Here is a 23,249-nt window from a genome sequence, read left to right on the forward strand (position 1 = left end):
CATGGTTATGCAAAAGAACATTACCCTCATTGATGATGAATTAGATGTGGTTGAAGCGGTGAGCGAGATGCTAGAGCTCGAAGGGTTCAGTGTGACGAGCTTTACCGATCCTAAGCTCGGTCTGAAATCTTTATCCCTTGATAGCAAGCAAGTGGTGCTGTGTGACGTTCGCATGCCTAACCTTGATGGTTTAGCCATGCTCGATGCGATTCAAAGTCGCGCACCAAAGTGCCAAGTGATACTCATGAGTGGTCATGGTGACATTCCAATGGCAATTGAAGCGATGAAGCTTGGCGCATTTGATTTTATCGAGAAGCCTTTGCAAAGCGATGAGTTGATCGAAAAGCTCGACTTGGCGGCGACTCATATTCGCAATATGCCTGAGATGGCTACGCAGTCTACGCAATTTCCGATCGAAGAAGTGGTGATTGGCGTCTCTAACCAAATGGAGATGGTGCGAACTCAAGTGCTCGCCCTTGCACATACTGGGGTTGATACCATCATCAATGGTGAAACGGGCACAGGCAAAGAGGTGATTGCTCGCGCTTTGCATCAATATTCTGAGCGCCGAGACAAACCTTTTGTCGCAATTAACTGCGGCGGGATGACAGAAAGCATCATTGAAAGTGAGCTGTTTGGTCATGAAGCGGGCTCATTTACCAGCGCAAATAAAAAACGCATCGGCAAGATAGAGCAAGCGCATGGCGGGACCTTGTTCCTTGATGAAATAGAAAGTATGCCAATTGCCGTACAGATTAAATTGCTGCGTGTGATCCAAGAGCGCGTTATCGAGCGTGTCGGCGGTAACAGCTTAATTCCGGTCGATATTGTGGTGGTCGCCGCGAGTAAAGCCGATTTAGCCGAGCTAAGTAAGCAAGGTGAGTTTCGTGCTGACCTCTTCTATCGTTTGAACATTGCCAGCTTAAATCTGCCGCCGCTAAGACAACGCAAAGAAGATATTCAATCTCTGTTTCGCCACTTTGTCGTGCAAGCGAGTCAGAAGTATAAAACCCGCCCATCAACGCTCTATTCTGAGCAAATTCAGCAACTGTGCCGTCATGATTGGCCCGGAAATGTTCGTGAACTGAGAAATGTCGCCGACCGTTTTGTGCTCGGGATTGTTGGGGAAGGCTTTGATCTGCAAGCGCCTTCGACTCAAGGGAGTGACGCGTTCGCCTTTGAGCAACAAATGGAGCAGTATGAGCGCAACGTGTTGACCGAGGCATTAATCGAAATGTCAGGCAACATCAATGAGGTATCACTGCGACTCAATCTGCCACGTAAGACCCTCTATCGTAAGATGAAAAAGCATCAACTCGATAAAGAGAACTTTAAAGCATAAACAACAAGACATAATTGACCCATCATAGAAGCTTAATAAAAGTATTATATTTATCTGTTTGAATTATAAGCGAAAAGTTTTTGGCACGTTGCGTGCTATTTAGACAATTGGCTTGGTTAGAAGTTAGGGAATGTTTCGTCGCAGGCGAATCACAACTTCAACAAACTGAGCCAGATAATAAACAAAACTATTTTGCTGCAAGGAGAATCAACAGATGAAGCAAATCTTAACCAGTGGTATCGCACTCTTGCTAGGTGTTAGTTCAGTCGCTATGGCTGGCAATGAACCTGCTCAAGTCGGGCCTCGACCATTATATCTAGTCAGTGATATGGAAGAGGGACCACTGAAAACCAAATTGGAAAGCTGCGAGGCCGGCCCATTTTATCGTAGTGACTTTTCTATCGGCCACCGCGGCGCTGCAATGCAGTTTCCTGAGCATACTAAAGAGTCTTACCTAGCAGCGATTGCGATGGGCGCTGGCGTTCTAGAGTGTGACGTCACGTTCACTAAAGATAAGCAGTTGGTCTGTCGTCATTCACAAAGCGATTTGCATACCACAACCGACGTTCTGGCTCACCCGGAGCTAGCCAAGAAGTGTTCTGTGCCGTTCAAGCCTGCCAACCCAGCGACAGGTGAAGATGCGCAAGTGGAATGTCGCACATCAGATTTCACTTTAGCGGAGTTTAAGACCCTTAAAGGCAAAATGGATGGTGCGAACCCGAAAGCAACCACGATTGAAGAGTACATGAACGGCACTCCAGGTTGGCGTACCGATCTTTACTCGCAAACAGGGACTTTGATGACCCATGCTGAAAGTGCAGAGCTTTTCAAAAAGCATGGTGTGAAGGTGACGCCTGAGCTGAAATCAGCGGCAGTCGAAATGCCATACAAAGGTTTTAGCCAGCAAGATTACGCTCAGAAACTGGTTGATGAGCTTAAAGCAGCAGGCTTCTCAGCGAAAGATGCTTACGTGCAGTCGTTTAATCTGGATGATGTGAAATACTGGATTAACAACGAGCCAGAGTTTGGTAAACAAGCGGTCTACTTAGATGACCGTGTTTACAACCTAGAAGGCTTTACTGCGACGTTGGAAAACATGAAGGAGCTATCGAAAGAGGGCGTGCAAATCATCGCACCACCTCTGTATGCGCTAATTCAGCTTGATGATAAGAATGCGATTGTGGCGTCAGAGTACGCTAAGTTAGCTAAGCAAGCGGATCTCGATATTATCGCTTGGACACTAGAGCGCTCAGGTCCTCTAGCTCAAGGTGGCGGTTGGTACTACCAAACGGTGACAGAGCAGATCAATCAAGATGGCGACATGATGAAAGTGCTAGATGTACTAGCGAAAGATGTTGGTGTACTTGGTGTGTTCAGTGATTGGCCATCAACGGTTACGTACTACGCGAACTGTATGGATATCTAATTCTATCGTCACTAATAAAGAAGCCCGAGCTAACTCGGGCTTTTTTGTGTCGTAGTAATCGCTAGGATTGCTTGAAGTATTTACTGTTGGTTAAGTACTCGACGACAATTTCGACGTTGTTTTTGGTTTGCTTGTTTACCCGCCCAGGGAAGGCTTGCTCTAGTTTATCGAGGCGGTCAAATTCGGTATGCCAAATTTTACCCCACTTGGTTTCAGTTTTGCGGTCACAAGCGGTTTTGTTCTCAGCGTCGTAGCAGTCCCACATCATTGGATTTTCCGTCTGTGAGTAGCCGTCATAGCCCTCTTCGCCATTGATATTAAAGTTGGTCGATTCTACATAGGCGATTGGAATTCCTGCGCAGGCAAACGGCGCGTGATCAGACCAAGAGCCCGTTTCTCCTGCTGGGTAACCCGGGAAGCCAGGGTGGACGACATACTTTTCATTTTCACCGATTCTATCGATCGAAGCTGCGAGCATCCCATCACGAACCCAAGTTTCGTTACTGTAGGCTTTATCGCTAAGGCCAATTGCTTCACAAGCCTTTTGGTATTGTTTGTAGTCCGAATGGGCAGCGTGAACATAAACAATATCGCCGCCGCCGACAGTGTCATAGTTAATCATGGCAATAACATTGTCTAATTGGCCGTTGTTAAGCGCTTCGGTGACATAGTGTTTAGAGCCGTTGAGACCATTTTCTTCAGCACCGACAAATATCACTCTAACGGTATAAGGGATCTCTTGCGCCGCATGAAGGGCTTCTGCAATAGCTGTCGCAGCTGCTAGTCCTGCGCCATTATCCGTCGCACCTAGTGAGCCATGATCGTCGCCAGTTGAGTCGTAGTGTGCGACAAGGACGATGGTGTCTGATGAAAGTCCTGCTTTTTCGACAATGTAGTTGTTTGAAGCCTTAGTTTTACCGTTCTTCTCGTAGCTGAAAGGCTGGGTTATTACGTCGTAACCCACTTGTGTGAGTTTATTTTTGATCCATTCGCCAGTCTCGATTTCTTTGGCCGAGCTTGCTGGGCGAGCCCCGATCCCATCACTGCCATCGGCAATTTGAGCTAGGTATTCGATCGCTTTATCACTGTAGTCTGTTGTAGCAGGTGCGTCGGTTGCGAAGCTGTATCCAGACACACTCAATGTGAAGAGTGCGGAGCATAGGAGGGTCTTTTTCATAATCGATCCTTAGAACTATCAGGAGCAGTGTTTACCGCTTATCAAAAATATTCGAGTAAACATATAGTTGCGATTTATAGGTTTGAGCTGCCTATTTTAGGGAGCAGGCAAAGGCTATCACGCTGCACGGCTTATTAGTGTGAAATGCTTCAAATTGAAACATTGATTTCAAAGTAGATTAAGGCCAAAAGGTTGAATTTATATGCCAAATAACTGTTTGATAGCAAAAGAATAATAGAGTTGAGCAATTACTTATCTAACAGGAGTGGGTACATATTTATGCGCAGGCTACAACAGGTGATCGATTTATGTGAACAGAGCAGATAATCATATCGAATTATTCATTCACTCTATGATCTCGCTACCAAACTGGCTCGGCATTTTTCGGTGTGATTAGGTTTTATTCAGATAATATCTAGCTAGCTTGTTATCACACTCTTATTAACTAGTAGGAAGAGTCGCTTCACCGAGTAAAATTGATGGGACATAAATGACCCAAATACGCTATCTGACGTTGGACACCAATGACCCAAACTGTTTTTGGTTATTTGGGTTTGGTAATAAGTAATTGAAAAATAACAACTAAAATATTGGCACGCCACCTGCTATATGGAAAGGGAACATCAACAATAACGTGAATATAAGGTTCTAATATGAAAAACAGTGTAAATGGATTGTTAATCGCTGGCTCTTTGCTGCTACCTTCTCTGGCGATGGCAAGTGAGTGTGCTACTCGTGGGGTTTTGGATGATAGATACTGTGATGAAAACCAAGATTTAGTGGCAGATGCGCCAAAGGATGCCAACGAGTGGATCGACCCAAGTACCTTGGTGTTTACGTATACGCCAGTAGAAGACCCAGCACTTTATAAAGATGCTTTTGCTGATTTCCAAGCGCACCTAAGCAAGGTCACGGGCAAAAAAGTTATCTACTACACTGTTCACTCAAACTCAGCGCAGGTTGAAGCAATGCGCTCAGGTCGTCTTCACGTTGCTGGCTTCTCTACTGGTCCTACGGGTTATGCCGTTAACTTAGCGGGTTACGTACCAATCGCAGTAAAAGGTGACGAATCAGGCTTTCAAGGCTACAACCTTGTGACCATCGTACGTAAAGACAGCGGCATCAACGAGATGGCGGATCTTAAAGGTAAACGAGTCGCTCATACTTCAGCCTCTTCTAACTCAGGTAACCTAGCTCCACGTGCGCTATTCCCAGCTCAAGGTCTAGTGCCAGATCAAGACTACAAAGTGCTTTACTCTGGTAAGCATGACCAATCTATCTTAGGCGTATACAACGGTGACTACGACGCAGCGCCAGTTGCATCAGACGTGTATGACCGTATGGTTGCAGCCGGTCGTGTTGACGATTCTGAGCTGAAAATCATTTACCGCAGCCCTCGTTTCCCAACATCTGCATTTGGCTATGCTTACAACCTAAAACCTGAACTGGCTGAGAAGATTAACGAAGCTTTCTTTAGCTACCGCTTTACTCAAGAAATGAGCGATGCCTTTAAAGGTGCTGATCGTTTCTCACCAATTAGCTATCAAGAAGAGTGGGCGGTTATCCGTGATATCGCACACGCAACAGGGACGGCTTACACCAAAGCGGGCCTGAAGAAACTTGCTGAAAAGGATGCTGCGAAGCGCGCTAAGAAAAAAGCGGCAGAGCTAGCAAAGCAAGCGACCAACCAATAATTCTCCAATAAATAACCAATAAGTACGGTGTCCTTTGTGTAGGGCTCAGGGCATCGTACGCCCTAAATTCAGGCTCAAGATATTAAAAAGGAAGAGTAGTATGGCTGTAGCAAGCTGTGACAGAACTAAGTATGACGGAATAAAGATCAACAACCTTTTTCACGAGTACGTGGCAGGTAAGCCAATCCTTAAAGGTATTGATATTGATATCGACCAACCGGGCATTATTGCCATCATTGGTCCATCGGGCACAGGTAAAAGTACTTTGCTTCGTTGTATCAATCGCCTCAATGACCCAACCAGTGGTGAGATCCTATTTGAAGGGGAAGACCTAACGAAACTGAATGGTCAGGCTCTACGCAAACAGCGTCGTCATATCGGTATGGTTTTCCAAGAGTACAACTTAGTTGAACGCCTAACCGTGATTGAAAACGTCTTAAGCGGCCGTTTGGGTTACATGTCTTCATGGAATGCTTGGCGTCGTAACTACTCAAAAGAAGATTTGCAGAAAGCGTTCGAACTTTTGGAGTTCGTAGGCTTGCAAGATTTTGCTAATCAGCGTGCAGACAGCCTTTCTGGTGGTCAACGTCAGCGCGTGGGTATTGCCCGTGCAGTTATGCAAGACCCATATATCTTATTGGCCGACGAACCAACTTCTTCACTCGACCCGAAAACCGCGGTTGAGATTATGGAGCTGATGGAAACCTTCGCCAAAGAAAAACAGATCCCAGTGTTGGTGAACATTCATGACGTGAACTTAGCTAAGCGCTTTGCTAACCGCATCATCGGTATGTGCAACGGCAAGGTTCACTACGATGGTAGCCCGGAAGGCATCAGTGAAGAAGATCTCAAGATCATTTACGGAGGTGAGTCATGGCTGGATTAAGCTCCTCATCTTCTGCGTCAATCAATGTCGAAAACCCATTTAAAGCGTCATGGGCAAGCCGTTTAGGTGTCGCTGTTGTCGTGGCTTATTTGTTCTACAGCTTTTCAACTTTAGATTTAACGCTGGATAGATTAATTATTGGTTTTGGTGAAAGCGAACGCTTACTTTCTCGTATGTTTCCACCTGACTTTTCTCGCTCCAACCTGCTGTTAAGTGGCTTAGCGGAAAGCTTACAAATAGCGATTATCTCTAGCTTCTTCGGGATCGTGATTTCGCTGTTCTTAGGTCTATTGGCAGCGCGTAATATGATGCCATCAATTGTGTCGACGCCGGTGCGCGGCTTTATCGCATTGTGCCGCTCATTCCACCCAGTCATCATCGCAATCTTGTTTGTAAAAGCGGTGGGCTTTGGTGCACTCGCAGGGATTCTGACGCTAATTTTTGCTTCTATCGGCTTTATCGCCAAGCTGTTTGCTGAAGCGATTGAAGAGATCTCTTTTAAACAAGTTGAAGCGATTCGAGCAACGGGCGCGAGCTTTATCAGCGTGATTCTGTTTGCGGTCATGCCACAGGTATTTACCCGTTTTATCGGCTTTGCAAGTTACCAGCTGGATTCAAACCTGCGTAACTCGACCATGGTCGGCATTGTCGGAGCTGGTGGTTTAGGCGGGACATTATTCTCAGCATTCCAACGTTTTGATTACGATTTTGTTGCGGCGATTCTGATTACGATTATCGCGCTGATTCTAGTGGGTGAGTTCTTGTCTAATGTAGTAAGGAGAATCTTCTAATGACGACAGCTTCTATTGATAGAGAATGGCAACGCTTTACCTTTAATGAGCGTCTTGCAAGATTTGCGGCTTACCTATGTTTTGTTTCTGCCATAGTGTGGTCTTGGCAAACGGTAGAGATCATCCCTGAGTTTCTCTATGACGCGCCAGCACAGTTTGCTGATATGTTTGGTCGCATGGTGCCACTCGATTATGGTTTCTATCCGACAACCATTCATGACGCGTTGATTGAAACCTTACACATCGCAACGTTAGGTACGTTATTTACCTTGATATTGGCGATTCCACTGGCACTGCTGAATGCACCAAATATCACGCCAAATAAGACACTAAACTGGATTGCGCAGTTCTTTTTGGTCTCATCGCGCTCGGTAAACTCACTAGTTTGGGCTTTGCTTTTCATTGCATTGTTTGGCCCTGGGGTGCTGGCGGGCATTATGGCGATTGCGATTCGCAGTGTGGGTTTTGTCGGTAAGCTATTGGCGGAGGCGATTGCCGAAGTCAATATGGGAACCATCGAGGCGCTAAAAGCGACAGGGGCCTCTTGGGCAAGCATCTTGATGAAAGGCTATTGGCCACAAGTGATGCCTGCATTTTATTCGATTGTACTGTTCCGTTGGGATATCAACGTGCGTGAGTCTGCAGTACTCGGTTTGGTTGGTGCAGGTGGTATCGGTGTGGTTCTAAATGATGCTCAAAACCTGTTTGAGTGGCAGAAAGTATCGATGGTACTAGTGAGCATTTTCGCTGTGGTTGTATTGGCTGAAGCATTGGTCGTACATGTACGTAAGAAGCTAATTTAAGCTTAAGCCGTTAACAGCAAAAACAAAAAGGCAGGGGGGACTCTGCCTTTTTCAATTAATCTATTATCAATCCCTTTCAGCTTGGCATCTTGTCAAAAGGTTACTTACTTAAAGTGTCGACAAGATTTGGCTCATCATCAGGATGGGGAGTTTGGTGCTCTTCCAACCAATGCGGGTTGTTATGTATCGCTTCTATTAGCTCTTGATCTAAGTGGGCGAAGTAAAGGTCCTCTTCCGCTTTGCCTCTTAGTCTGAGTTTTTCCGTAAAGTCCATGGCTTGCCTCCTTGGAATCACGACGTCCTATTTAAAGTATAGTGAGTCGTGAACTACCCGGAGGCGAAGGCCCACAGTGATTACTCAAAGTGAGAGGTTGGTAGGGTATTAATTTTAGTTTTTGAGTGCGAGCAACTGCTGGCTAAATTCGGCAAAGCCAAAGCCGCCTGGTTGGCTCATGACAAGGCTCGGTTTATGGCTCAATTTGTGCCAATAATGCTCAATGTTCTTAACACCGACCGTCATCGGCAATGTCTCAAATATTTGCTGATCGTTGAGTGAATCACCCACATAGCAGCACTTATCTAAAACATCTTGTTGGCTAAGCCCTTTGCTTTTCAGGTAAGCAAAGACGCTGTTGCGCTTAGAGTGTTCGCCATACCAGGCGTTGATGTGAATAGAGCTCGCTGTCGCATGGGCGCCTAGCTGATGGATTTGAGCGACAAGTTGTTCAATTAACGTGGGATCAAGTGGTTCGCGGTTTTGACCAATATCGATGGCGACTTCACATAAGCGGTACGCTTGATCGAGAGTTAAGTTTACATCCGAGTATTGGCTTAGCAGTTGTTCGATTTGGTTCTTGAGTTCTGCTTGTTGGGCGCGCATGGTTTCGAGCGGAACACTGCTTGTTAAGCTAATCCCACGTTCCCCCTTTTCTAAGGTAAACGCCCCGTTTTCTCCCAGTACTGCATCGACTGGCCAAAGTTGGGCGATATGATCACACCAACCTGCGCATGCGCCAGTTACAGCAACAATCTTGATGCCTTGTTGCTTAAGAGCACTGAGAGCAATCAGTGTTTCTGGCGGAAGTTTGCCTTGCCAAGTCAGCGTATCGTCGACATCCGTCAAGACCCACTCAATGTTTTTCCATTCCTTTGAAAGTACGTTTTCCATCTATTCATATCATGTCTTTGAGCGATTAGTTGAGTGTACCTAACCCATGGATGGATTTCAGTGAAGTGAGTAAAGTTAACGCTCCCTAAGCGGTGGCATTTTCTTGGTCATTTTGCAAATAATTATCATTTTTATATGACCGTTGGTACAATATCGATCTTAATAGTGTTAGAAATATCATTAACTCATCGGGGGCATTGTGGCAAAGGCATCTAATACAGCGAAGGCGGTAGCGACGTTTAATCGTATTAGTAAGGTTTTATCCTTTATTCACAGTCATCTGGATACGCCGCTTTCACTTGAAGATATCGCGGAGCAGAGCTGTTGGTCTCGCTGGCAATTACAACGCGTCTTTCAGGCAGAAACAGGATTGACGGTAGCCAACTATGTCCGCGAATTAAAACTTAGTGCAGCAGCCGAGTTGTTATTGGATTCTGATCAGAGAGTGATCGACATTGCTATCGCACTGGGCTTCAATTCTGAAATTGCCTTTAGCCGCGCGTTTAAGCAGTTCTTTGGCCATAGTCCAAGGACGTATCGCAACAATGCCCAACGCGTAGGGCTGAAAAAGCCGATTGAAGTGTCTGAAGTAAGTATCAATGGTGCTAATGAGCTTGCGTTTGTAGAAGTCCAAATTGACACCAAAGAGGCCTTTATTCTTAAAGGGGTAAAAGGCGAGATTAAAGGGCTTTTCTCTCTATTTCCTGATTTTTCCTATGTGGTTCCAAAGCTTTGGCAGCAGTTAGAGGCGACTGCTCATCTTTCCCCAGCGCCTCAAGGCCAGCTACTTGGGGTCGTGGATGTGACAAAAGCGGCTTTTGATGGCAGCAATCTTTTCTATTGGGCTGGGCTTGAGTTGCACCAGAACACGCCAATGCCAGAATTGCCTAGCGTGGTTTCTGACAAGTTAGATATCTTGAATGTTTCCCAGCAGACTTACGCTGCGGTAAAACATAAAGGTCCGATTGAGACTTTGCCAAAAACCTTAGAGTGGTTCATTTTACATTGGTTACCGAATTCCGATTATAGCGGTATTGATGGTTATGAGCTGGAAGTTTACCCACAACACTATCAAGCGGATTCTCCAGATGCTGAGATGGAGTATTGGGTGCCGATCTCCAAGGTTTAAGCTGTTTGATAAATCCCCACCATTGCTACTTTCTAGTTAACTTGCACCAAATTGTTAACTTTAATTTCCGCCTGCCTATATCATGCAAATGATATTTATTCTCAATAAAGAAAAGCGTTGGTATAGAAGAACAACATGGATAATACGATGACATTTAAGCGCTCAGCCGTAGCGCTCGCGTTGCTAGCGACATTTTCAGCTCCCATTTTAGCAGCCGATCAAAACGACACGGATACCACTCAACTTGAAACCATTACTGTGCTGGGTAAGGCGTATCGAAATACCGCAACCAAAACCGCACTAGAACCAGAAGAAACGCCGCAAGGCATTACTGTTCTTGATGGTGAGTTGCTTGAACAGCGTGGCGTGAAATCAGTATCTCAAGCGCTTCGCTATGCGCCGGGGGTAGTCACTGAGCAAAAAGGTGCGTCAGTGACCATGTATGACAACTATTCGATTCGTGGTTTCGATAACAAGAACGTTAACTACTACGATGGCTTGGCTCTTCAGTACTTAAACGGTTGGAACCTACAGCCACAAATTGATCCGATTGCGATTCAGCAGATTGAAGTATTTAAAGGCCCAACATCAGTTCTTTATGGTGCAATGCCACCGGGTGGTATGGTTAATATCATCGCCAAGAGTCCACAGCTGCAAGACAGCACCTCTGTTGGCGTTGCTACTGGTTCTAGAAACTTGATGGAAGCGTCAATTGATACCACAGGGCAAATCGGCGAGAGCAACTTGTCTTACCGTATTATTGCGCTTGCTCGTAAGCAAGATAGCCAGGTCGACTTTGCTGAAGAAGAGCGCTACGTATTTGCTCCATCACTAGATTGGCAAGTGACCGATCGTACGTTGATCAACTTTAACCTCTACTACCAAAATGATCCGTCGATGGGTATCAACTCATCCCTGCCTTCGATGGGCATGGTGACTGACAGTCCAGTTGGTTCGATTTCATCTTCTACGTCAGCAGGAGACAAGAACTGGAGTACATTCGAGCGTGAAGTTCTTATGCTGGGCTACAAAATTAACCATGATTTTGAGAGTGGCTGGAGCTTCTTACAAAATGCTCGCTATACCGATGCGTCTTTGTATCAAGAAAACACCTATCACTACTGCGATGAAGCGAGCGGTTACTGTGATTTTAATGCTCAGACTGGCGAGTTAACTCGTAACATCTACAGCACCGATGAAAGCTCAACTGGCTTTGTGATTGATAACCAGTTGTCCAAGCTAGTTGTTACCGGTGATGTAGAGCATAACTTACTGTTTGGTTTTGATTACCAACAGCTAAGTGGTGATGCGAAATACACCACATTCGGTCAAATCAGTGGCTTTAATGTCTTTAACCCGAACAACAACATGATTGATCGTAGCCAATTGACAGCAACCAGTGTCAGCAACGACAAAGTGGATGTTGAACAGTTAGGTTTCTACTTCCAAGATCAGTTGCGTTATAACGCACTTGTACTGATTGCTGGTGGTCGTTACGACCAGTACGAATCAACCAGTAACTACAATGGCTTTGAGACCAAAGCAGACCAAAGTGAATTCTCTTACCGTGTTGGCGCATTGTATGAGCTATCAAACGGTTTATCGCCGTTCATTAACTATGCGACCAGCTTTGAACCAGTTGCTGGTGTAAGTTCGTTTAACGAACCATTTGAAGCAGAAACAGGCAGCCAAATCGAAGGTGGTGTGAAGTACCAATCTGAAGACGGTGCTGTGGAATCGACGGTGTCTGTTTTCTACATCGTTAAGGAAAATGTAGTTATCACTGACCCATCATCTGCCGACTACCAAGGTCAGTTGCAGGTAGGTGAAGTGACGTCACAAGGTGCTGAGTTTGAAGCGCGTTGGTACCCAACAGATACTGTCGATGTGTTAGCTAGCTACACCTACTTAGATGTAGAAATTACCGAAGATGGTGACAACGGCCTACAAGGTACAACGCCAATTTATGTACCAGAACATTCGGCGACGCTTTGGGCTAACTACTACGTGAGCTCGGGGGCATTAGATGGTGCTCGTTTGGGTGGTGGTGCTCGTTATGTTGGTGAAATGCAGATGGACGCGAGCAATACCCAAGGTAAAGTCCCTTCATACGCGGTCGTCGATCTTTCTCTTGGCTACGATTTAGGTTATGCGAGCGACTCTTTAAGCGGTGCTCAAGCGAACCTTATCATCAACAACCTATTTGATACTGATAACTACACTTGTTACGACAAGTACAATTGTTGGTACGGGGCAGAGCAGTCAATTGAACTGAACGTCAACTACGAGTTTTAACTCTTAAACACCTCAAATCAATGGGCAGCTCATCATGGGCTGCCCTATCTGATCTAAGCCGCTTTTTTGTGGCGGTGGGGGGATATGAAACGCCTCTGCAAACCTGCAAGCGGCTCACTTCTCTTGGTATAAAGATAGTAGTCATCAAACTTGGTGCTAACGGGTGTTTAGTCTCGGAATTAGGCGCCAATGAACCCTATAATGTATCAACGACTGTGATTGAGAATGTGCTAGCTGGAGAAGTGATTCAGCATAAAGGTGCCATCATCTCAAAGGCGCATACAGACGCCGCAAAGAATAAATTCAAATAGGAACAAAACAATGCCTAACTTAAACGAGCAGCTACAAGCGCTGAAAGTTATCCCTGTTATTGCGATTGATAATGCACAAGACATTATTCCACTGGGTAAAGTGTTGGCTGAAAACGGCCTGCCAGCAGCAGAAATTACCTTTCGCTCTGAAGCGGCAGTAGAAGCAATTCGACTCCTGCGTGAAGCGCAACCTGACATGCTGATCGGCGCTGGTACTGTGCTAAATAAAGAGCAGGCGATCGCAGCGAAAGAAGCGGGCGCAACGTTTATTGTCTCACCGGGCTTTAACCCAAATACTGTCAAAGCGTGCCAAGAGATTGGTATTGATATCGTGCCGGGCGTAAACAACCCAAGCACCATTGAAGCGGCTTTAGAAATGGGCCTAACCACACTCAAGTTCTTCCCTGCGGAAGCATCAGGTGGCGTAAATATGGTTAAGGCACTGCTGGCGCCATACACGGACGTGAGCTTAATGCCAACGGGTGGAATCAATCCTGCCAACATTAAAGACTACTTAGCGGTACCACGAGTGCTGGCGTGTGGCGGCACATGGATGGTTGATAAAAAGCTGATTGAAGCTGGCCAATGGGATGAGCTAGCTAAGCTCACTCGCGAAGCGGTTGCCCTCGTTTCCGAGTAATAAGACGACCCCCACTGCTCCTTCAAGCGCCTCCATTCTGAATCAGATGGAGGCGTTTTTGTTTCAGGTAGCTGCACATTTGTGAGTCCAACTTGTAGCTAAAAGTGGCGGGCCGCTGAGTTGGCAAAATTGAAATCCCCAACTTTTGTGCCTTTACTTTATCCCATAACTACAAACCCAATAATAATGGATAACGTGATGAGCAAACCTGTCATAGCAGCAAACAAACCAATCAAAGTCGAACTCACTGCCGGAGAAGAAAATTACTTCTGTACTTGTGGCCGTTCTAGCAATCAACCTTACTGTGATGGCTCTCATGCGGGAACAGGTTTTAAACCCAAAGCCTTCACCGCCGAAGAGAGTGGCGATGCCTACCTATGCCGCTGTAAACATACTCAGAACCCACCATTTTGTGATGGTGCCCATAAACAGTTTACTGACGCCGATGTCGGCAAAGAGGGGCCAGGGGTTCAAATCCAAACCATTGATGTTGCTCCGGCGGCGAATGCAACCAAAGAAGAGCCTACGGTGGAGTTTATTCATCAGTTAGCCCGAGAAGGTTTATCTAAAATGGGCCATCACGGGCCAATGACTTCTATGGGCGTACCAAGGTATTTGTTGCCGCACTGGGATGATATTCAAGTCATGGTGGCGCAAATGGCGACCAAGCCACTGATGGAAGAGGTGCCTGTTTCAACTGAGCTGATTATCGGACCGCAAGCGAAAAAGCCTCTTAAACTCAATATCCCATTGTTTGTCTCTGACATGAGTTTTGGTGCGTTGTCCGAAGAAGCGAAAGTCTCATTAGCCAAAGGGGCTGAACTGGCAGGGACGGGTATTTGCTCTGGTGAAGGGGGCATGTTGCCTGAAGAGCAAGCGGCAAATTCACGCTATTTCTATGAGCTCGCCAGTGCTGGGTTTGGCTATGATGAGTCCAAGCTTAAAAACGTTCAAGCGTTCCACTTTAAAGGTGGTCAGGGCGCGAAAACCGGTACCGGAGGTCACCTGCCCGGTGCTAAAAACATTGGCAAAATTTCTGAAGTTCGCGGCATTGAAGCCGGCACGCCAGCGATTTCTCCTCCGACATTTAAAGACTTACATACCGTTGAAGATTTTAAGGCTTTCGCCGATCGGGTTCGAGAAGTCACTGGCGGGATTCCGATTGGCTTTAAGCTCAGTGCCAATCATATCGAAGAAGATATCCAGTTTGCGTTGGATGCCAGTGCCGATTACATCATTCTTGATGGTCGAGGTGGCGGTACGGGCGCTGCGCCAGAAATGTTTCGTGACCACATCAGTGTGCCGACCATTCCGGCACTCGCAAGAGCCAGAGCTTATTTGGATAGGGTTGGGGCGAGCGGCCGAGTCACACTCATTATTACTGGAGGGCTTCGAGTCCCAATGGATTTTGTCAAAGCGATGGCCTTGGGCGCTGATGGCGTGGCGATTTCCAATAGTGCGATGCAGTCGATTGGCTGCGTTGCGGCAAGAATGTGTAACACCAATAATTGTCCAGCAGGGATCGCGACACAAAAAGCAGACTTAAGACAGAGGCTCAATGTTGATAAAGCCTCGATGCAGTTAAAGAACTTCTTTGAAGCGTCCACTGAGTTAATGACCGTGATGGCAAGAGCGTGTGGCCACAACGATTTAAGTCTGTTTAACCCAAATGATCTTGCGACGTGGAATCGTGAAATGGCGCACTTGTCAGGAATTCGATACTCCGGATTGTCAGATCTAAACCAAATCTAAACGCGTAAGAGCTGAACTGCGACTTTTATTGCTGGATGGGCTTGTTGGTAAGATATTGAGTATCAAAGAATATCCTAAAAACGGCACTTATCTTGGTATGACGTTACTAATAAAATTGTAAATTACCTACTAGAATTAACGGGTGCTTCGTACGTTTTTGGTTGGAGGTAAGCATGAATTTTTTTGTCCAGTTTGATGAAGAAGGTATGTACCAGAATAACCCGTGGGATATTCCAGTTCCTTACACAAAAGGTGAGGTTCGTGCGCTGAATCCTCTGTTAGCTATGGTACTTATTGAAAGAAACCAAGCCCATCTCTATGACGACAATAGCGAGCGAAGAGTGAACCTAGAAAGGTAGGTTTGTTGGCGCTAGGTCTTGCTTTCACTCTTTGTGGCAATGTTTCGGATTGAGTCACGATTCTGTCCAGCTGTGTATAAGACAAGTTAGATAAAGGGTCCAGATATGAAGACGCCACTTTTGTGTGAAAGAGTGGCGTGTAGTTTAGTATGTAATGTGTTGTTAATGTTTCAAAGTGTTAGTGTTCGTCATAAAGAAGCCTATTTTTATATAGTCTTCTTCTGCGCCTTCTATATTGGTGTCTGTAGCCATGTACATTCCAAACTCATAGACAGGGAACTCTTCGCTGATTTCAAATCCGTTGACTCGACCATAATAGCCTTGAGAGCCACTCCATGAACGGCTGGTTAACGTTTCTAAGCCTTTTGTATATGATTTGCTGTTGCTGAAACCAAAGTTTCTGTAATTCAGCCCTACCTCTGCTGTCTGGGAGAGGGATTCCCCACTCCCCTGACCTTCTTCTAAATAAGTGGTTACAGTCATACCCACTTCCAAGTATTGGTCAGGTGTTGGAGGCGGAGAATGATACGTGCTTTCTTGTGCATCTGGATATCTTTCATAAACATCGTTTATTCCTGGATACTCTAGAGGTATACCTTTGGGCGCAAATAGATGGTCATAAGAAAACAGCTTTCCTCCCGTTTCATCATTTACTTGATTATATGTTGAAAGGTTTACATAAGAGCTCAATGGCGTTCTAGGGAACATATATCTCGTTGCAGTGCCTATAGCATCCGCCAACTCATTTGGCGCTGAAAGTATTTTGTACTCGTAGCTGTCATATGGAGTTACTTCAAAGTGGAGAAAAGCGTCTCCGGTTGTATTGCCTGCTGTATTCGAGGTGGTTTTCGTCACGGAGAGTTGCTGACTAAAAATCTCACTAACAGTGGAGCTTATTGCATAGCTAAATACTGGGGTCGTTATTCCAGAACTTGTCCCCGCAGAAGATGTTGAAGTCAGGCTATATGACTCGCCCGTTTCAGTGGAATGATAAAATTCTTGATTAGGTTTCATAGACTCGAACAAGTTCGCATAATATGGAACAGGATCCATTGCTTCAAGCAGTATAGGCGCTGACACTTTGACCTCGTGTCCGCCTACATACTTAGCATTAATTGATACTTGGTTCGGATCAACCGTATTTAAGCTTGGGTAAGCCGAGTGATAATTGGTTGCGATCTCTACTCTAGAGGTAGGGAAAAATGTAGGTTGTGAAATGTACGCTCTGTTCAAGCCTGATTTATATCCGTAAAAGCCGCCGTTTATATCGACAACATCCTCAAAGGTACTATTGTCCACATCGATCAATTGTACTGTTCGAAGTGAGTATTTATCGTTGTCCCGATTGATTCTTGCCAGTATCAGCTCTTCACCTTCAGATCGGACTAGTTGCGATTCTGATGGCGATGCAGCTAATAAATTGTTTTTAGTTTGGTATTCGCTAAAATCTTCTGCAAAGTTACCAACTCGCCACTCGAGTGTTACATTTGACGCCTCACCTAAGTCCCATCGCCCGACTTTGGATAATTTATTGGCTCTTGATGGATCAAAGACAAAAATCTTACTAGCGTAGGCAATGTAATCTTGTCCTATGCCAAGTAGATCAGCAGCAGCAATGGATGTTTGCGCATAGAAGCTTTCCTCTTTCCACTTACTTTCACTCCAATCAAAGGCAGCGAAAGGCTCTGAAGAGTATGTCGTACTATCTATTTCGTTGATATTAATGACATGAGTACCAAGTGTACGTTTAACGTCCACATGAACCCCACCTAAGATTAACTGATCACGATTTTGTCCGTTGATCTTTGCACTGGCTATTGCTTGAGGGCAGAAATATTCAGATAACTCGGTATATGGATTATTGATGAGAGTGTTGTAACCCTCCGTACCGAGTTTAACGATGTGAACTTCGCGCTCGAAGCAATGGTATTCTTTAGCGGGATCCTCTGGAATCCAAGGGTAGGCATATGTACGTTTGAGGAATATTAACTGTTCGCCTGGCTCCGTTCTAAATTCGCCTTTTGCAAGGGATATACTACCGTATTCTTCCTTTGAAAACTCTGGACGGAGTGCATAGGACGCAAGCAGTGTACCACTTGAAGAATCAGTTAGGTTTTCGAGAGTAAACACGTATACCCTGCCGTTATAAGAAGCAGCAAGTAGTTCAGAGTAGCCATCCCCATCAATGTCTAAGAAAGTGGAATCAAGTCTATGTGTCTGCTTAAGCTTTTCGTCACTTGGAATAGGGAAATTACTGCCTGTATCGGTATGTAGTGTGTTGGAAACTTTACCTTGGGGTGTATCAAATGTTAGATGAAGTTTAGCAATGTCACCTGATCTTACTAGCTCTAAGGCCGCACTACCACTCGCAAATAATTTTGACTCTTGTCCATAAAGAAAGGTTGCTCTGTGAATATTTGATCTCAGAATTTCTCCGCCTACAACACTTTTCCCAAAGCTATGGGACTGCTCGGCTGATAAGTCATTTTGATTATCAATGTAACTCGTACTCTCTAAGGGGAGCTGGTTTTCGCTTACTCCGTATGGGTCTGTTTGGTAAAACAAATAGTCTTGGTTTTCTTCGCTTTTAGGGAAATTTGTAAAGCCTAACTGATCCTGAACGACAGGGGTAATAAATGTTTCCTGTGGCTTATAGTTTGAATTTGGCAAACCATTTACAGGATCAAACGGTCGTTTATCTACTGAATAAATATTGAATCCGAGCTGATGAAGTGCCTCTGTGTACTCATCATTGTCAATTGGTATTTCCGCAAGGCTCGTACTGGCATACGTTGAAAAACTGGATGCAGTAAGTGCGACGCTAATTACTGAAAGTGGAAATAGAAACCTACGCATAATCATTTATGGTACTCCGTGTTGATAAGATCATTTGGATGATATGCATTAATGTTCACTGTGTAAAATGTTATTAATCTAGTTGCACTTTTGTCAGTAAGAAAATGAACCAGAAAGCTAGGTTCGTTTGCTTAAGTGCCACTATGTCGTAAATGGAAATACCTGTTGTCAAAATGGCAACGCGCCAATCATCAGCCCATGCCCTATGATTCTCGCAAACGATTACCGTGAGCGAGGACAACATGTCACGATTTCTTCTATGCAGCTTTGCCTTTGTGCTGCTCTACCCAACAGCGATAGACCTTTACTTGGTCGCGTTGCCTCAAATTGCCAAAGATTTAGCGGCAAGTGAATCGCAACTTCATATCGCATTTTCTATTTATCTCGCGGGTATGGCGACGACTATGTTGTTTGTGGGCCGCCTTGCTGACCATGTTGGCCGAAAACCGATAGCGATGGCAGGAGCGGTGATCTTTTCGATTGCTTCAATGTTAGCGGGGGCATCGGAAACCAGTGACAGCTTTCTCGTCATGCGATTTTTCCAAGGGGTAGGGGCTGCGTGCTGCTACGTGGTTGCATTCGCGATTCTGCGCGATACCTTGGATGATAAAAAGCGAGCTAAAGTCTTGTCGATGCTCAATGGCATTACTTGCATGATTCCCGTATTGGCTCCGGTGATTGGTAATCTAATTATGCTTAAGTTTCCTTGGCCAGTACTTTTCACTGTTATGGCATTGATGGGGTTAGCAGTCGGCTTTCTTGCCACCGTGGTTTTGAAAGAAACCCTTCCAAAGCAGAATAGAACTGACGCTGATAAACAAGCTAACGTCCAAGAATCACTATTCGACCGGTTTTTCGTCTCACGAGTGGTGTTCACCTCACTAGCGGTAACGGCGATTCTTTCTTATGTGAACACTTCGCCAATGATTGTGATGGATACCCTTAATTTTACTCGTGGCGAGTACTCAACGGCGATGGCTTTACTTGCCATGGTGGGAATGTCGACTTCATTTTCTGCGCCAATCTTACTGAGTTACTTCAAGCAAAAAACATTGCTGATAGCGTCACAAGTTATAACTATGATGTCGGCTATCGCTATTCTCGCGGCTCACTTGAATGGCGATAGCTCGACTCTATACATGATGGGTTTTGTCTTGATCAGTATGGGTTTTTCGATGGGTTTCGGTGTGGCGATGAGTCAGGCGTTAAGCTTGTTCTCGCGTAAAGCTGGTTTGGCGAGTTCGATACTGGGTATTGCGCAGGTTTCATGTTCTGCTTTTTACATCTGGGCCATGGCTTTGCTAGGTGTCTCTGCGGTGATGATGCTGTTTATTGCATTAGCGATGGGTAGCGTTATCGGGCTCTCTCTAATAGTATTAGTGCCAAATCAGCACATTAGTGAATGCCATGAAGAAATCTCTTGCCCGTCTTGACCTAAATTTGTTGTTCACTCTGCAATTGCTGCTGCAAGAGCAGAGTGTCACCAAAGCTGCGAAGAAGCTCAATGTGACGCCATCTACAGTGAGTAAGTCGTTAGCTAAGCTGCGAGATTGGTTTGATGATCCTCTGTTTGTGAACACGCCTCAGGGGTTAAAGCCAACGACCCTAGCAACCAGTATGGAAGAGAGCTTGTCTGATTGGACTCAAATAGGCACTCAACTTATCTCTCGTCGTGGTGATGAAGCGCCAAGTGGTGTGACGTTTAATTTGGCGATTGAATCCCCTCTGTCGCTGATCAAAGTCGATGAGTTAACCAGCCGAATTCACCAAACTTACCCAGATTCGAAAGTGAAGTTTAACAATTGGGATTATGACTCAATAGACGCGATTACCCGTGGCGATATTGATATTGGTTTCACTGGTCGTGAAAGCCATCCTCGCTCTAGAGAGTCGCTTGAGTTGTTGCCCTACTTCATTAACTTTGAGGTGCTGTTCTCTGATCTACCTTTGGTGTACTTACGCAAAGATCATCCTGCTTTGCAGCAAGAGTGGAACTTGGAGACTTTTTTAAGCTATGCCCATATCAACGTGACTTGGGAGAAAAGCGAAGATTGGGCACTGGATGAGATACTGATTGAACAAGGTTATCGACGTAATGTGAGATCGACCATGGCCAGCTTTGAGCAAGCTCTATTTATTGCTGAAAAACCGGGACATGACATGTTGACCACAGCGCCTAAATATTGCCAAAGCTATTGTCAGCAGTTGCACCTGAATTTGGTTGCTCTGCCAATTCCGATAGCGGAAGAACATCAATACAAGTTGTTGATTCCTTTCACCATGATTTGGCATAAACGCAATAACCAGAACCCGAAGATTACATGGCTAAGAGAAACGCTTAAGAGCCTGTACGGTGAACAATAACTGGCTTAGTCCGGCAAAGATGTCAGTGCCTTTAAGTCAATTTTCAGCTAAATAGTACAAATTGCCATTTATGTTATGTTATAACGTATCGGTTGTTTATAAGTTTAGCTGATTTGATGAAACATTTTAGAATAGTATTATCTGCCATTGCAGGGGTTGCGCTTTCTGCTGCGTTCTTCCTACCAACCTTCGATGAGCAGACTCCACCACCAAAAATTGTCGTCACGCCTGCCCCTGAAGCGCCGCTGAAAGACTCTGTCATACGCGTGCACTATTTCGTCAAAGTTGGCGATACGCTAAGTGATATCTTTTCTTCATGGAACATACCCTACACAACGCTGCATAAGGTGCTTGCTGCAGATCTAGAGCACTTGCAGCTTGATACGATTAAGCCTGGTGATCAGCTTGAGTTCATTGTGGATAGCCACACTCGTCAGCTACGCTCATTGACTTACCATATCAGTTTGGTTGAGCAAGCTACCTATCGTAGAACGGATGACGGGGAGTTTGTTTATGATTTTCAAGAACTGCCGGGTGAGTGGCGTGAAGAGCTATATAGCGGCACGATCAATGGCAGCTTTTCGCTTTCTGCTCACAAGATGGGTCTGTCATCAAAGCAGATTGCCGAAATCACGCGGGTGTTGAAGGATAAGATAAATTTCTCTCGTACGCTCAGAGCCGGTGACCAGTTCGATGTGATGGTCAATAAGCAGTACCTTGGTGACCACCCAACGGGGAATAGTGAGATTCAAGCGATTTCATTTAAGCTTGCGAAAGGTGATGTCTCTGCGTTTTTAGCCAATGATGGACGTTTCTATGATCGGGAGGGTAACAGCTTAGAGCGCGCCTTTAACCGTTATCCGATAGATGCTCAATACCGCCGGATTACCTCACCGTTTAACCCTAAACGTAAGCACCCAGTGACAGGACGAATTTCGCCGCATAACGGTACGGACTTCGCCACGCCTGTAGGTGCACCCATTTATTCAACTGGTGATGGCAAAGTTGTCGCGGTGAGAGACCACCCCTATGCTGGCAAATATGTCGTTATTGAGCACAACAGTGTCTATACCACGCGTTATTTGCATCTGAGTAAGTCTCTGGTCAAGCGAGGCCAGCAGGTTAAACGTGGGCAGAAAATAGCACTGTCAGGCGCAACCGGGCGTTTGACTGGGCCACATCTGCACTTTGAGGTTCGAGTCAGGAACAGAGCTGTCGATCCAATGAAGGCCAATCTGCCATTGGCAACATCAATATCGAAGAAAGATAAGCCAGCATTCGTTGCTCGTATTGCTGAGTTTGAGGCTAAGGTGAATAGCGATATTTCTCAAGGCTAAAGAAAAATGGCGAGGTGTTATAACCTCGCCATTTTTATAATCGATTAGCTTTATTGTTATGAGTGTTTTTATTGGTATTGCTCAATTAACTCGGCTATCCGACCTGACTGTTGAAGTGCTTTAAGGCCAGCATTAAACGCAGAGAGTATCTCTTCCCGTTTAGGGTGATCTCGGCTGATCGCAATATGTAATGGGTTTACCGCTAGAGGCTGGGCAACAAACTCAAAATCATTGATGTCCATCTGATTGGTTTTGATATACCAACGGAAAAAGATTTTATCAGCGATCAAAGCATCGATTCTTTTGGCTTTCAGCTTTCGAACGTTGGTGGCTAAACTGTCAGACTCCATTCGGTCGAAGTTTTCAGCTTGTAAGAAAGAGTCGTCATACGCATACCCCCTCAACACTCCAATTCTCTTATCATTAAGGCTAGACAGCCCCGAATAGTCGAAGCTATTGCCTTTTAAGGTAACGAAAACCAATGAGTTGGTCAGGTAAGGGTCGCTGAAGGAAAGAAAAACCAATCGCTCGCTGCTTTTCCAGACGGTGAGGGCAATATCAAAACGTTGTGTCATGACTTCGCGAAGTGCTCGACTCCACGGTTTGATCGTATTCTTGATTTGATAACCTTGGACTGCAAAGGCTTCTGAAATAATGTCGTGAGCTAGCCCCTTTTTGTTTCCAGAATCAATGACGTAGGGCGGCCACTCATCTTGTATCGTCCAGACGACATTCACTGGCATTTGAGCATGGGCAGGCAAAACCAATAAGGTGAATAAGATAAGAGCTCGGGTAAACATACATTGCTCCTCGCTGAGTCATTTCAATAAGTGTAGTCATTTGTGGCGAGTAGCTTTGGAACATTTATTGACTCAGCGCTGAGCATGAATGGGACTAAGGTGACTGGTTAGGATGACAT

The 23,249-nt window shown here is 45.4% G+C and carries 19 protein-coding genes; 14 read left to right on the forward strand and 5 right to left on the reverse strand.

The annotated features are described in order from the left end of the window. The first annotated feature begins 1 nt into the window (after position 1). Both ELS82_RS16860 and ELS82_RS16865 read left to right on the forward strand, forming a co-directional pair. Positions 2-1,342 (forward strand): sigma-54-dependent transcriptional regulator, encoded by a 1,341-nt coding sequence (locus tag ELS82_RS16860; RefSeq protein WP_134836510.1) that lies wholly within the window; start codon positions 2-4, stop codon positions 1,340-1,342. A gap of 214 nt (positions 1,343-1,556) precedes the next feature. Further along, positions 1,557-2,768, forward strand: a complete 1,212-nt coding sequence (locus ELS82_RS16865) for a glycerophosphodiester phosphodiesterase family protein (RefSeq protein WP_134836511.1) — start codon at positions 1,557-1,559, stop codon at positions 2,766-2,768. Between the two features lie 61 nt (positions 2,769-2,829). Here the strand turns inward: ELS82_RS16865 and ELS82_RS16870 are convergent, their stop codons facing one another. Then, a complete protein-coding gene (locus ELS82_RS16870) occupies positions 2,830-3,945 on the reverse strand; it encodes a M28 family metallopeptidase (protein ID WP_134836512.1) in 1,116 nt (371 codons plus the stop codon). Between the two features lie 653 nt (positions 3,946-4,598). Here ELS82_RS16870 and phnD point away from each other — a divergent pair. The 4 genes from phnD to phnE (ELS82_RS16890) all read left to right on the forward strand — a co-directional run bounded on the left by phnD (position 4,599) and on the right by phnE (ELS82_RS16890) (position 8,119). Further along, positions 4,599-5,639: a phosphate/phosphite/phosphonate ABC transporter substrate-binding protein gene (phnD, locus tag ELS82_RS16875; RefSeq protein ID WP_134836513.1), complete on the forward strand. Its 1,041-nt coding sequence runs from the start codon at positions 4,599-4,601 to the stop codon at positions 5,637-5,639. A 100-nt stretch (positions 5,640-5,739) separates the two neighbouring features. Next, on the forward strand, positions 5,740-6,525 hold the full coding sequence (phnC, locus tag ELS82_RS16880) for a phosphonate ABC transporter ATP-binding protein (RefSeq protein ID WP_053439427.1): 786 nt from the start codon (positions 5,740-5,742) through the stop codon (positions 6,523-6,525). After that, positions 6,513-7,316 carry a phosphonate ABC transporter, permease protein PhnE gene (gene phnE / locus ELS82_RS16885; protein ID WP_134836514.1) on the forward strand — a complete coding sequence of 268 codons (804 nt, stop codon included), beginning with the start codon at positions 6,513-6,515 and terminating at the stop codon, positions 7,314-7,316. The genes phnC and phnE (ELS82_RS16885) overlap by 13 nt, the downstream gene beginning before the upstream one ends. Beyond that, positions 7,316-8,119 (forward strand): phosphonate ABC transporter, permease protein PhnE, encoded by an 804-nt coding sequence (phnE, locus tag ELS82_RS16890; RefSeq protein ID WP_134836515.1) that lies wholly within the window; start codon positions 7,316-7,318, stop codon positions 8,117-8,119. Before phnE (ELS82_RS16885) ends, phnE (ELS82_RS16890) begins: the two co-directional genes overlap by 1 nt. 100 nt (positions 8,120-8,219) lie before the next feature. On the opposite strand, the gene ELS82_RS26345 is transcribed toward phnE (ELS82_RS16890), so the two are convergent. Together ELS82_RS26345 and ELS82_RS16895 are read right to left on the reverse strand one after the other, a co-directional pair. After that, positions 8,220-8,393 (reverse strand): hypothetical protein, encoded by a 174-nt coding sequence (locus ELS82_RS26345; protein WP_167489352.1) that lies wholly within the window; start codon positions 8,391-8,393, stop codon positions 8,220-8,222. A gap of 114 nt (positions 8,394-8,507) precedes the next feature. After that, positions 8,508-9,287 (reverse strand): HAD-IIB family hydrolase, encoded by a 780-nt coding sequence (locus ELS82_RS16895; RefSeq protein ID WP_134836516.1) that lies wholly within the window; start codon positions 9,285-9,287, stop codon positions 8,508-8,510. Positions 9,288-9,486: 199 nt separating this feature from the next. On the opposite strand from ELS82_RS16895, the gene ELS82_RS16900 reads away from it, so the two are divergent. The 5 genes from ELS82_RS16900 (at position 9,487) to ELS82_RS16920 (ending at position 15,773) form a co-directional block, all read left to right on the forward strand. After that, positions 9,487-10,416 carry an AraC family transcriptional regulator gene (locus tag ELS82_RS16900; protein ID WP_134836517.1) on the forward strand — a complete coding sequence of 310 codons (930 nt, stop codon included), beginning with the start codon at positions 9,487-9,489 and terminating at the stop codon, positions 10,414-10,416. 135 nt (positions 10,417-10,551) lie between these two features. Beyond that, positions 10,552-12,711: a TonB-dependent siderophore receptor gene (locus ELS82_RS16905; protein WP_134836518.1), complete on the forward strand. Its 2,160-nt coding sequence runs from the start codon at positions 10,552-10,554 to the stop codon at positions 12,709-12,711. 321 nt (positions 12,712-13,032) lie between these two features. Further along, a complete protein-coding gene (locus ELS82_RS16910; RefSeq protein ID WP_126572570.1) occupies positions 13,033-13,662 on the forward strand; it encodes a bifunctional 4-hydroxy-2-oxoglutarate aldolase/2-dehydro-3-deoxy-phosphogluconate aldolase in 630 nt (209 codons plus the stop codon). A gap of 198 nt (positions 13,663-13,860) precedes the next feature. Then, complete coding sequence (locus ELS82_RS16915; RefSeq protein WP_134836519.1) at positions 13,861-15,414, forward strand: glutamate synthase-related protein; 1,554 nt, start codon at positions 13,861-13,863, stop codon at positions 15,412-15,414. A 173-nt stretch (positions 15,415-15,587) separates the two neighbouring features. Beyond that, positions 15,588-15,773 carry a hypothetical protein gene (locus ELS82_RS16920; RefSeq protein WP_134836520.1) on the forward strand — a complete coding sequence of 62 codons (186 nt, stop codon included), beginning with the start codon at positions 15,588-15,590 and terminating at the stop codon, positions 15,771-15,773. A gap of 162 nt (positions 15,774-15,935) precedes the next feature. Here ELS82_RS16920 and ELS82_RS16925 read toward each other — a convergent pair whose 3' ends face one another. Next, on the reverse strand, positions 15,936-18,635 hold the full coding sequence (locus ELS82_RS16925; RefSeq protein ID WP_134836521.1) for a hypothetical protein: 2,700 nt from the start codon (positions 18,633-18,635) through the stop codon (positions 15,936-15,938). Between the two features lie 236 nt (positions 18,636-18,871). Here ELS82_RS16925 and ELS82_RS16930 point away from each other — a divergent pair, with 236 nt between their 5' ends. The 3 genes from ELS82_RS16930 to ELS82_RS16940 all read left to right on the forward strand — a co-directional run bounded on the left by ELS82_RS16930 (position 18,872) and on the right by ELS82_RS16940 (position 22,330). Further along, complete coding sequence (locus ELS82_RS16930) at positions 18,872-20,062, forward strand: MFS transporter (protein WP_134836522.1); 1,191 nt, start codon at positions 18,872-18,874, stop codon at positions 20,060-20,062. After that, positions 20,037-20,993 (forward strand): HTH-type transcriptional regulator YidZ, encoded by a 957-nt coding sequence (gene yidZ / locus ELS82_RS16935; protein ID WP_134836523.1) that lies wholly within the window; start codon positions 20,037-20,039, stop codon positions 20,991-20,993. The genes ELS82_RS16930 and yidZ overlap by 26 nt, the downstream gene beginning before the upstream one ends. Positions 20,994-21,109: 116 nt before the next feature. Further along, the gene (locus ELS82_RS16940) at positions 21,110-22,330 is read left to right on the forward strand and encodes a peptidoglycan DD-metalloendopeptidase family protein (protein ID WP_134836524.1); all 1,221 of its coding nucleotides are present in this window, start codon (positions 21,110-21,112) and stop codon (positions 22,328-22,330) included. Between the two features lie 68 nt (positions 22,331-22,398). Here the strand turns inward: ELS82_RS16940 and ELS82_RS16945 are convergent, their stop codons facing one another. Beyond that, the gene (locus tag ELS82_RS16945; RefSeq protein ID WP_134836525.1) at positions 22,399-23,130 is read right to left on the reverse strand and encodes a substrate-binding periplasmic protein; all 732 of its coding nucleotides are present in this window, start codon (positions 23,128-23,130) and stop codon (positions 22,399-22,401) included. Positions 23,131-23,249: the final 119 nt, after the last annotated feature.

Origin of the sequence: Vibrio ouci (assembly GCF_004551525.1) — a bacterium.
Classification (GTDB): Bacteria; Pseudomonadota; Gammaproteobacteria; order Enterobacterales; family Vibrionaceae; genus Vibrio; species Vibrio ouci.

Bases quoted from the DNA above. Each gene is read 5' to 3' on its own strand.
- ELS82_RS16910 (WP_126572570.1), top strand. From the start codon at position 13,033: ATGCCTAACTTAAACGAGCAGCTACAAGCGCTGAAAGTTATCCCTGTT.
- phnE (WP_134836514.1), top strand. From the start codon at position 6,513: ATGGCTGGATTAAGCTCCTCATCTTCTGCGTCAATCAATGTCGAAAAC.
- phnC (WP_053439427.1), top strand. From the start codon at position 5,740: ATGGCTGTAGCAAGCTGTGACAGAACTAAGTATGACGGAATAAAGATC.
- ELS82_RS16915 (WP_134836519.1), top strand. From the start codon at position 13,861: ATGAGCAAACCTGTCATAGCAGCAAACAAACCAATCAAAGTCGAACTC.
- ELS82_RS16870 (WP_134836512.1), bottom strand. From the start codon at position 3,945: ATGAAAAAGACCCTCCTATGCTCCGCACTCTTCACATTGAGTGTGTCT.
- ELS82_RS16895 (WP_134836516.1), bottom strand. From the start codon at position 9,287: ATGGAAAACGTACTTTCAAAGGAATGGAAAAACATTGAGTGGGTCTTG.
- ELS82_RS16865 (WP_134836511.1), top strand. From the start codon at position 1,557: ATGAAGCAAATCTTAACCAGTGGTATCGCACTCTTGCTAGGTGTTAGT.
- phnE (WP_134836515.1), top strand. From the start codon at position 7,316: ATGACGACAGCTTCTATTGATAGAGAATGGCAACGCTTTACCTTTAAT.
- ELS82_RS16940 (WP_134836524.1), top strand. From the start codon at position 21,110: ATGAAACATTTTAGAATAGTATTATCTGCCATTGCAGGGGTTGCGCTT.
- ELS82_RS16945 (WP_134836525.1), bottom strand. From the start codon at position 23,130: ATGTTTACCCGAGCTCTTATCTTATTCACCTTATTGGTTTTGCCTGCC.
- ELS82_RS16920 (WP_134836520.1), top strand. From the start codon at position 15,588: ATGAATTTTTTTGTCCAGTTTGATGAAGAAGGTATGTACCAGAATAAC.
- ELS82_RS26345 (WP_167489352.1), bottom strand. From the start codon at position 8,393: ATGGACTTTACGGAAAAACTCAGACTAAGAGGCAAAGCGGAAGAGGAC.
- ELS82_RS16930 (WP_134836522.1), top strand. From the start codon at position 18,872: ATGTCACGATTTCTTCTATGCAGCTTTGCCTTTGTGCTGCTCTACCCA.
- phnD (WP_134836513.1), top strand. From the start codon at position 4,599: ATGAAAAACAGTGTAAATGGATTGTTAATCGCTGGCTCTTTGCTGCTA.
- ELS82_RS16905 (WP_134836518.1), top strand. From the start codon at position 10,552: ATGGATAATACGATGACATTTAAGCGCTCAGCCGTAGCGCTCGCGTTG.
- yidZ (WP_134836523.1), top strand. From the start codon at position 20,037: ATGAAGAAATCTCTTGCCCGTCTTGACCTAAATTTGTTGTTCACTCTG.
- ELS82_RS16860 (WP_134836510.1), top strand. From the start codon at position 2: ATGGTTATGCAAAAGAACATTACCCTCATTGATGATGAATTAGATGTG.
- ELS82_RS16925 (WP_134836521.1), bottom strand. From the start codon at position 18,635: ATGATTATGCGTAGGTTTCTATTTCCACTTTCAGTAATTAGCGTCGCA.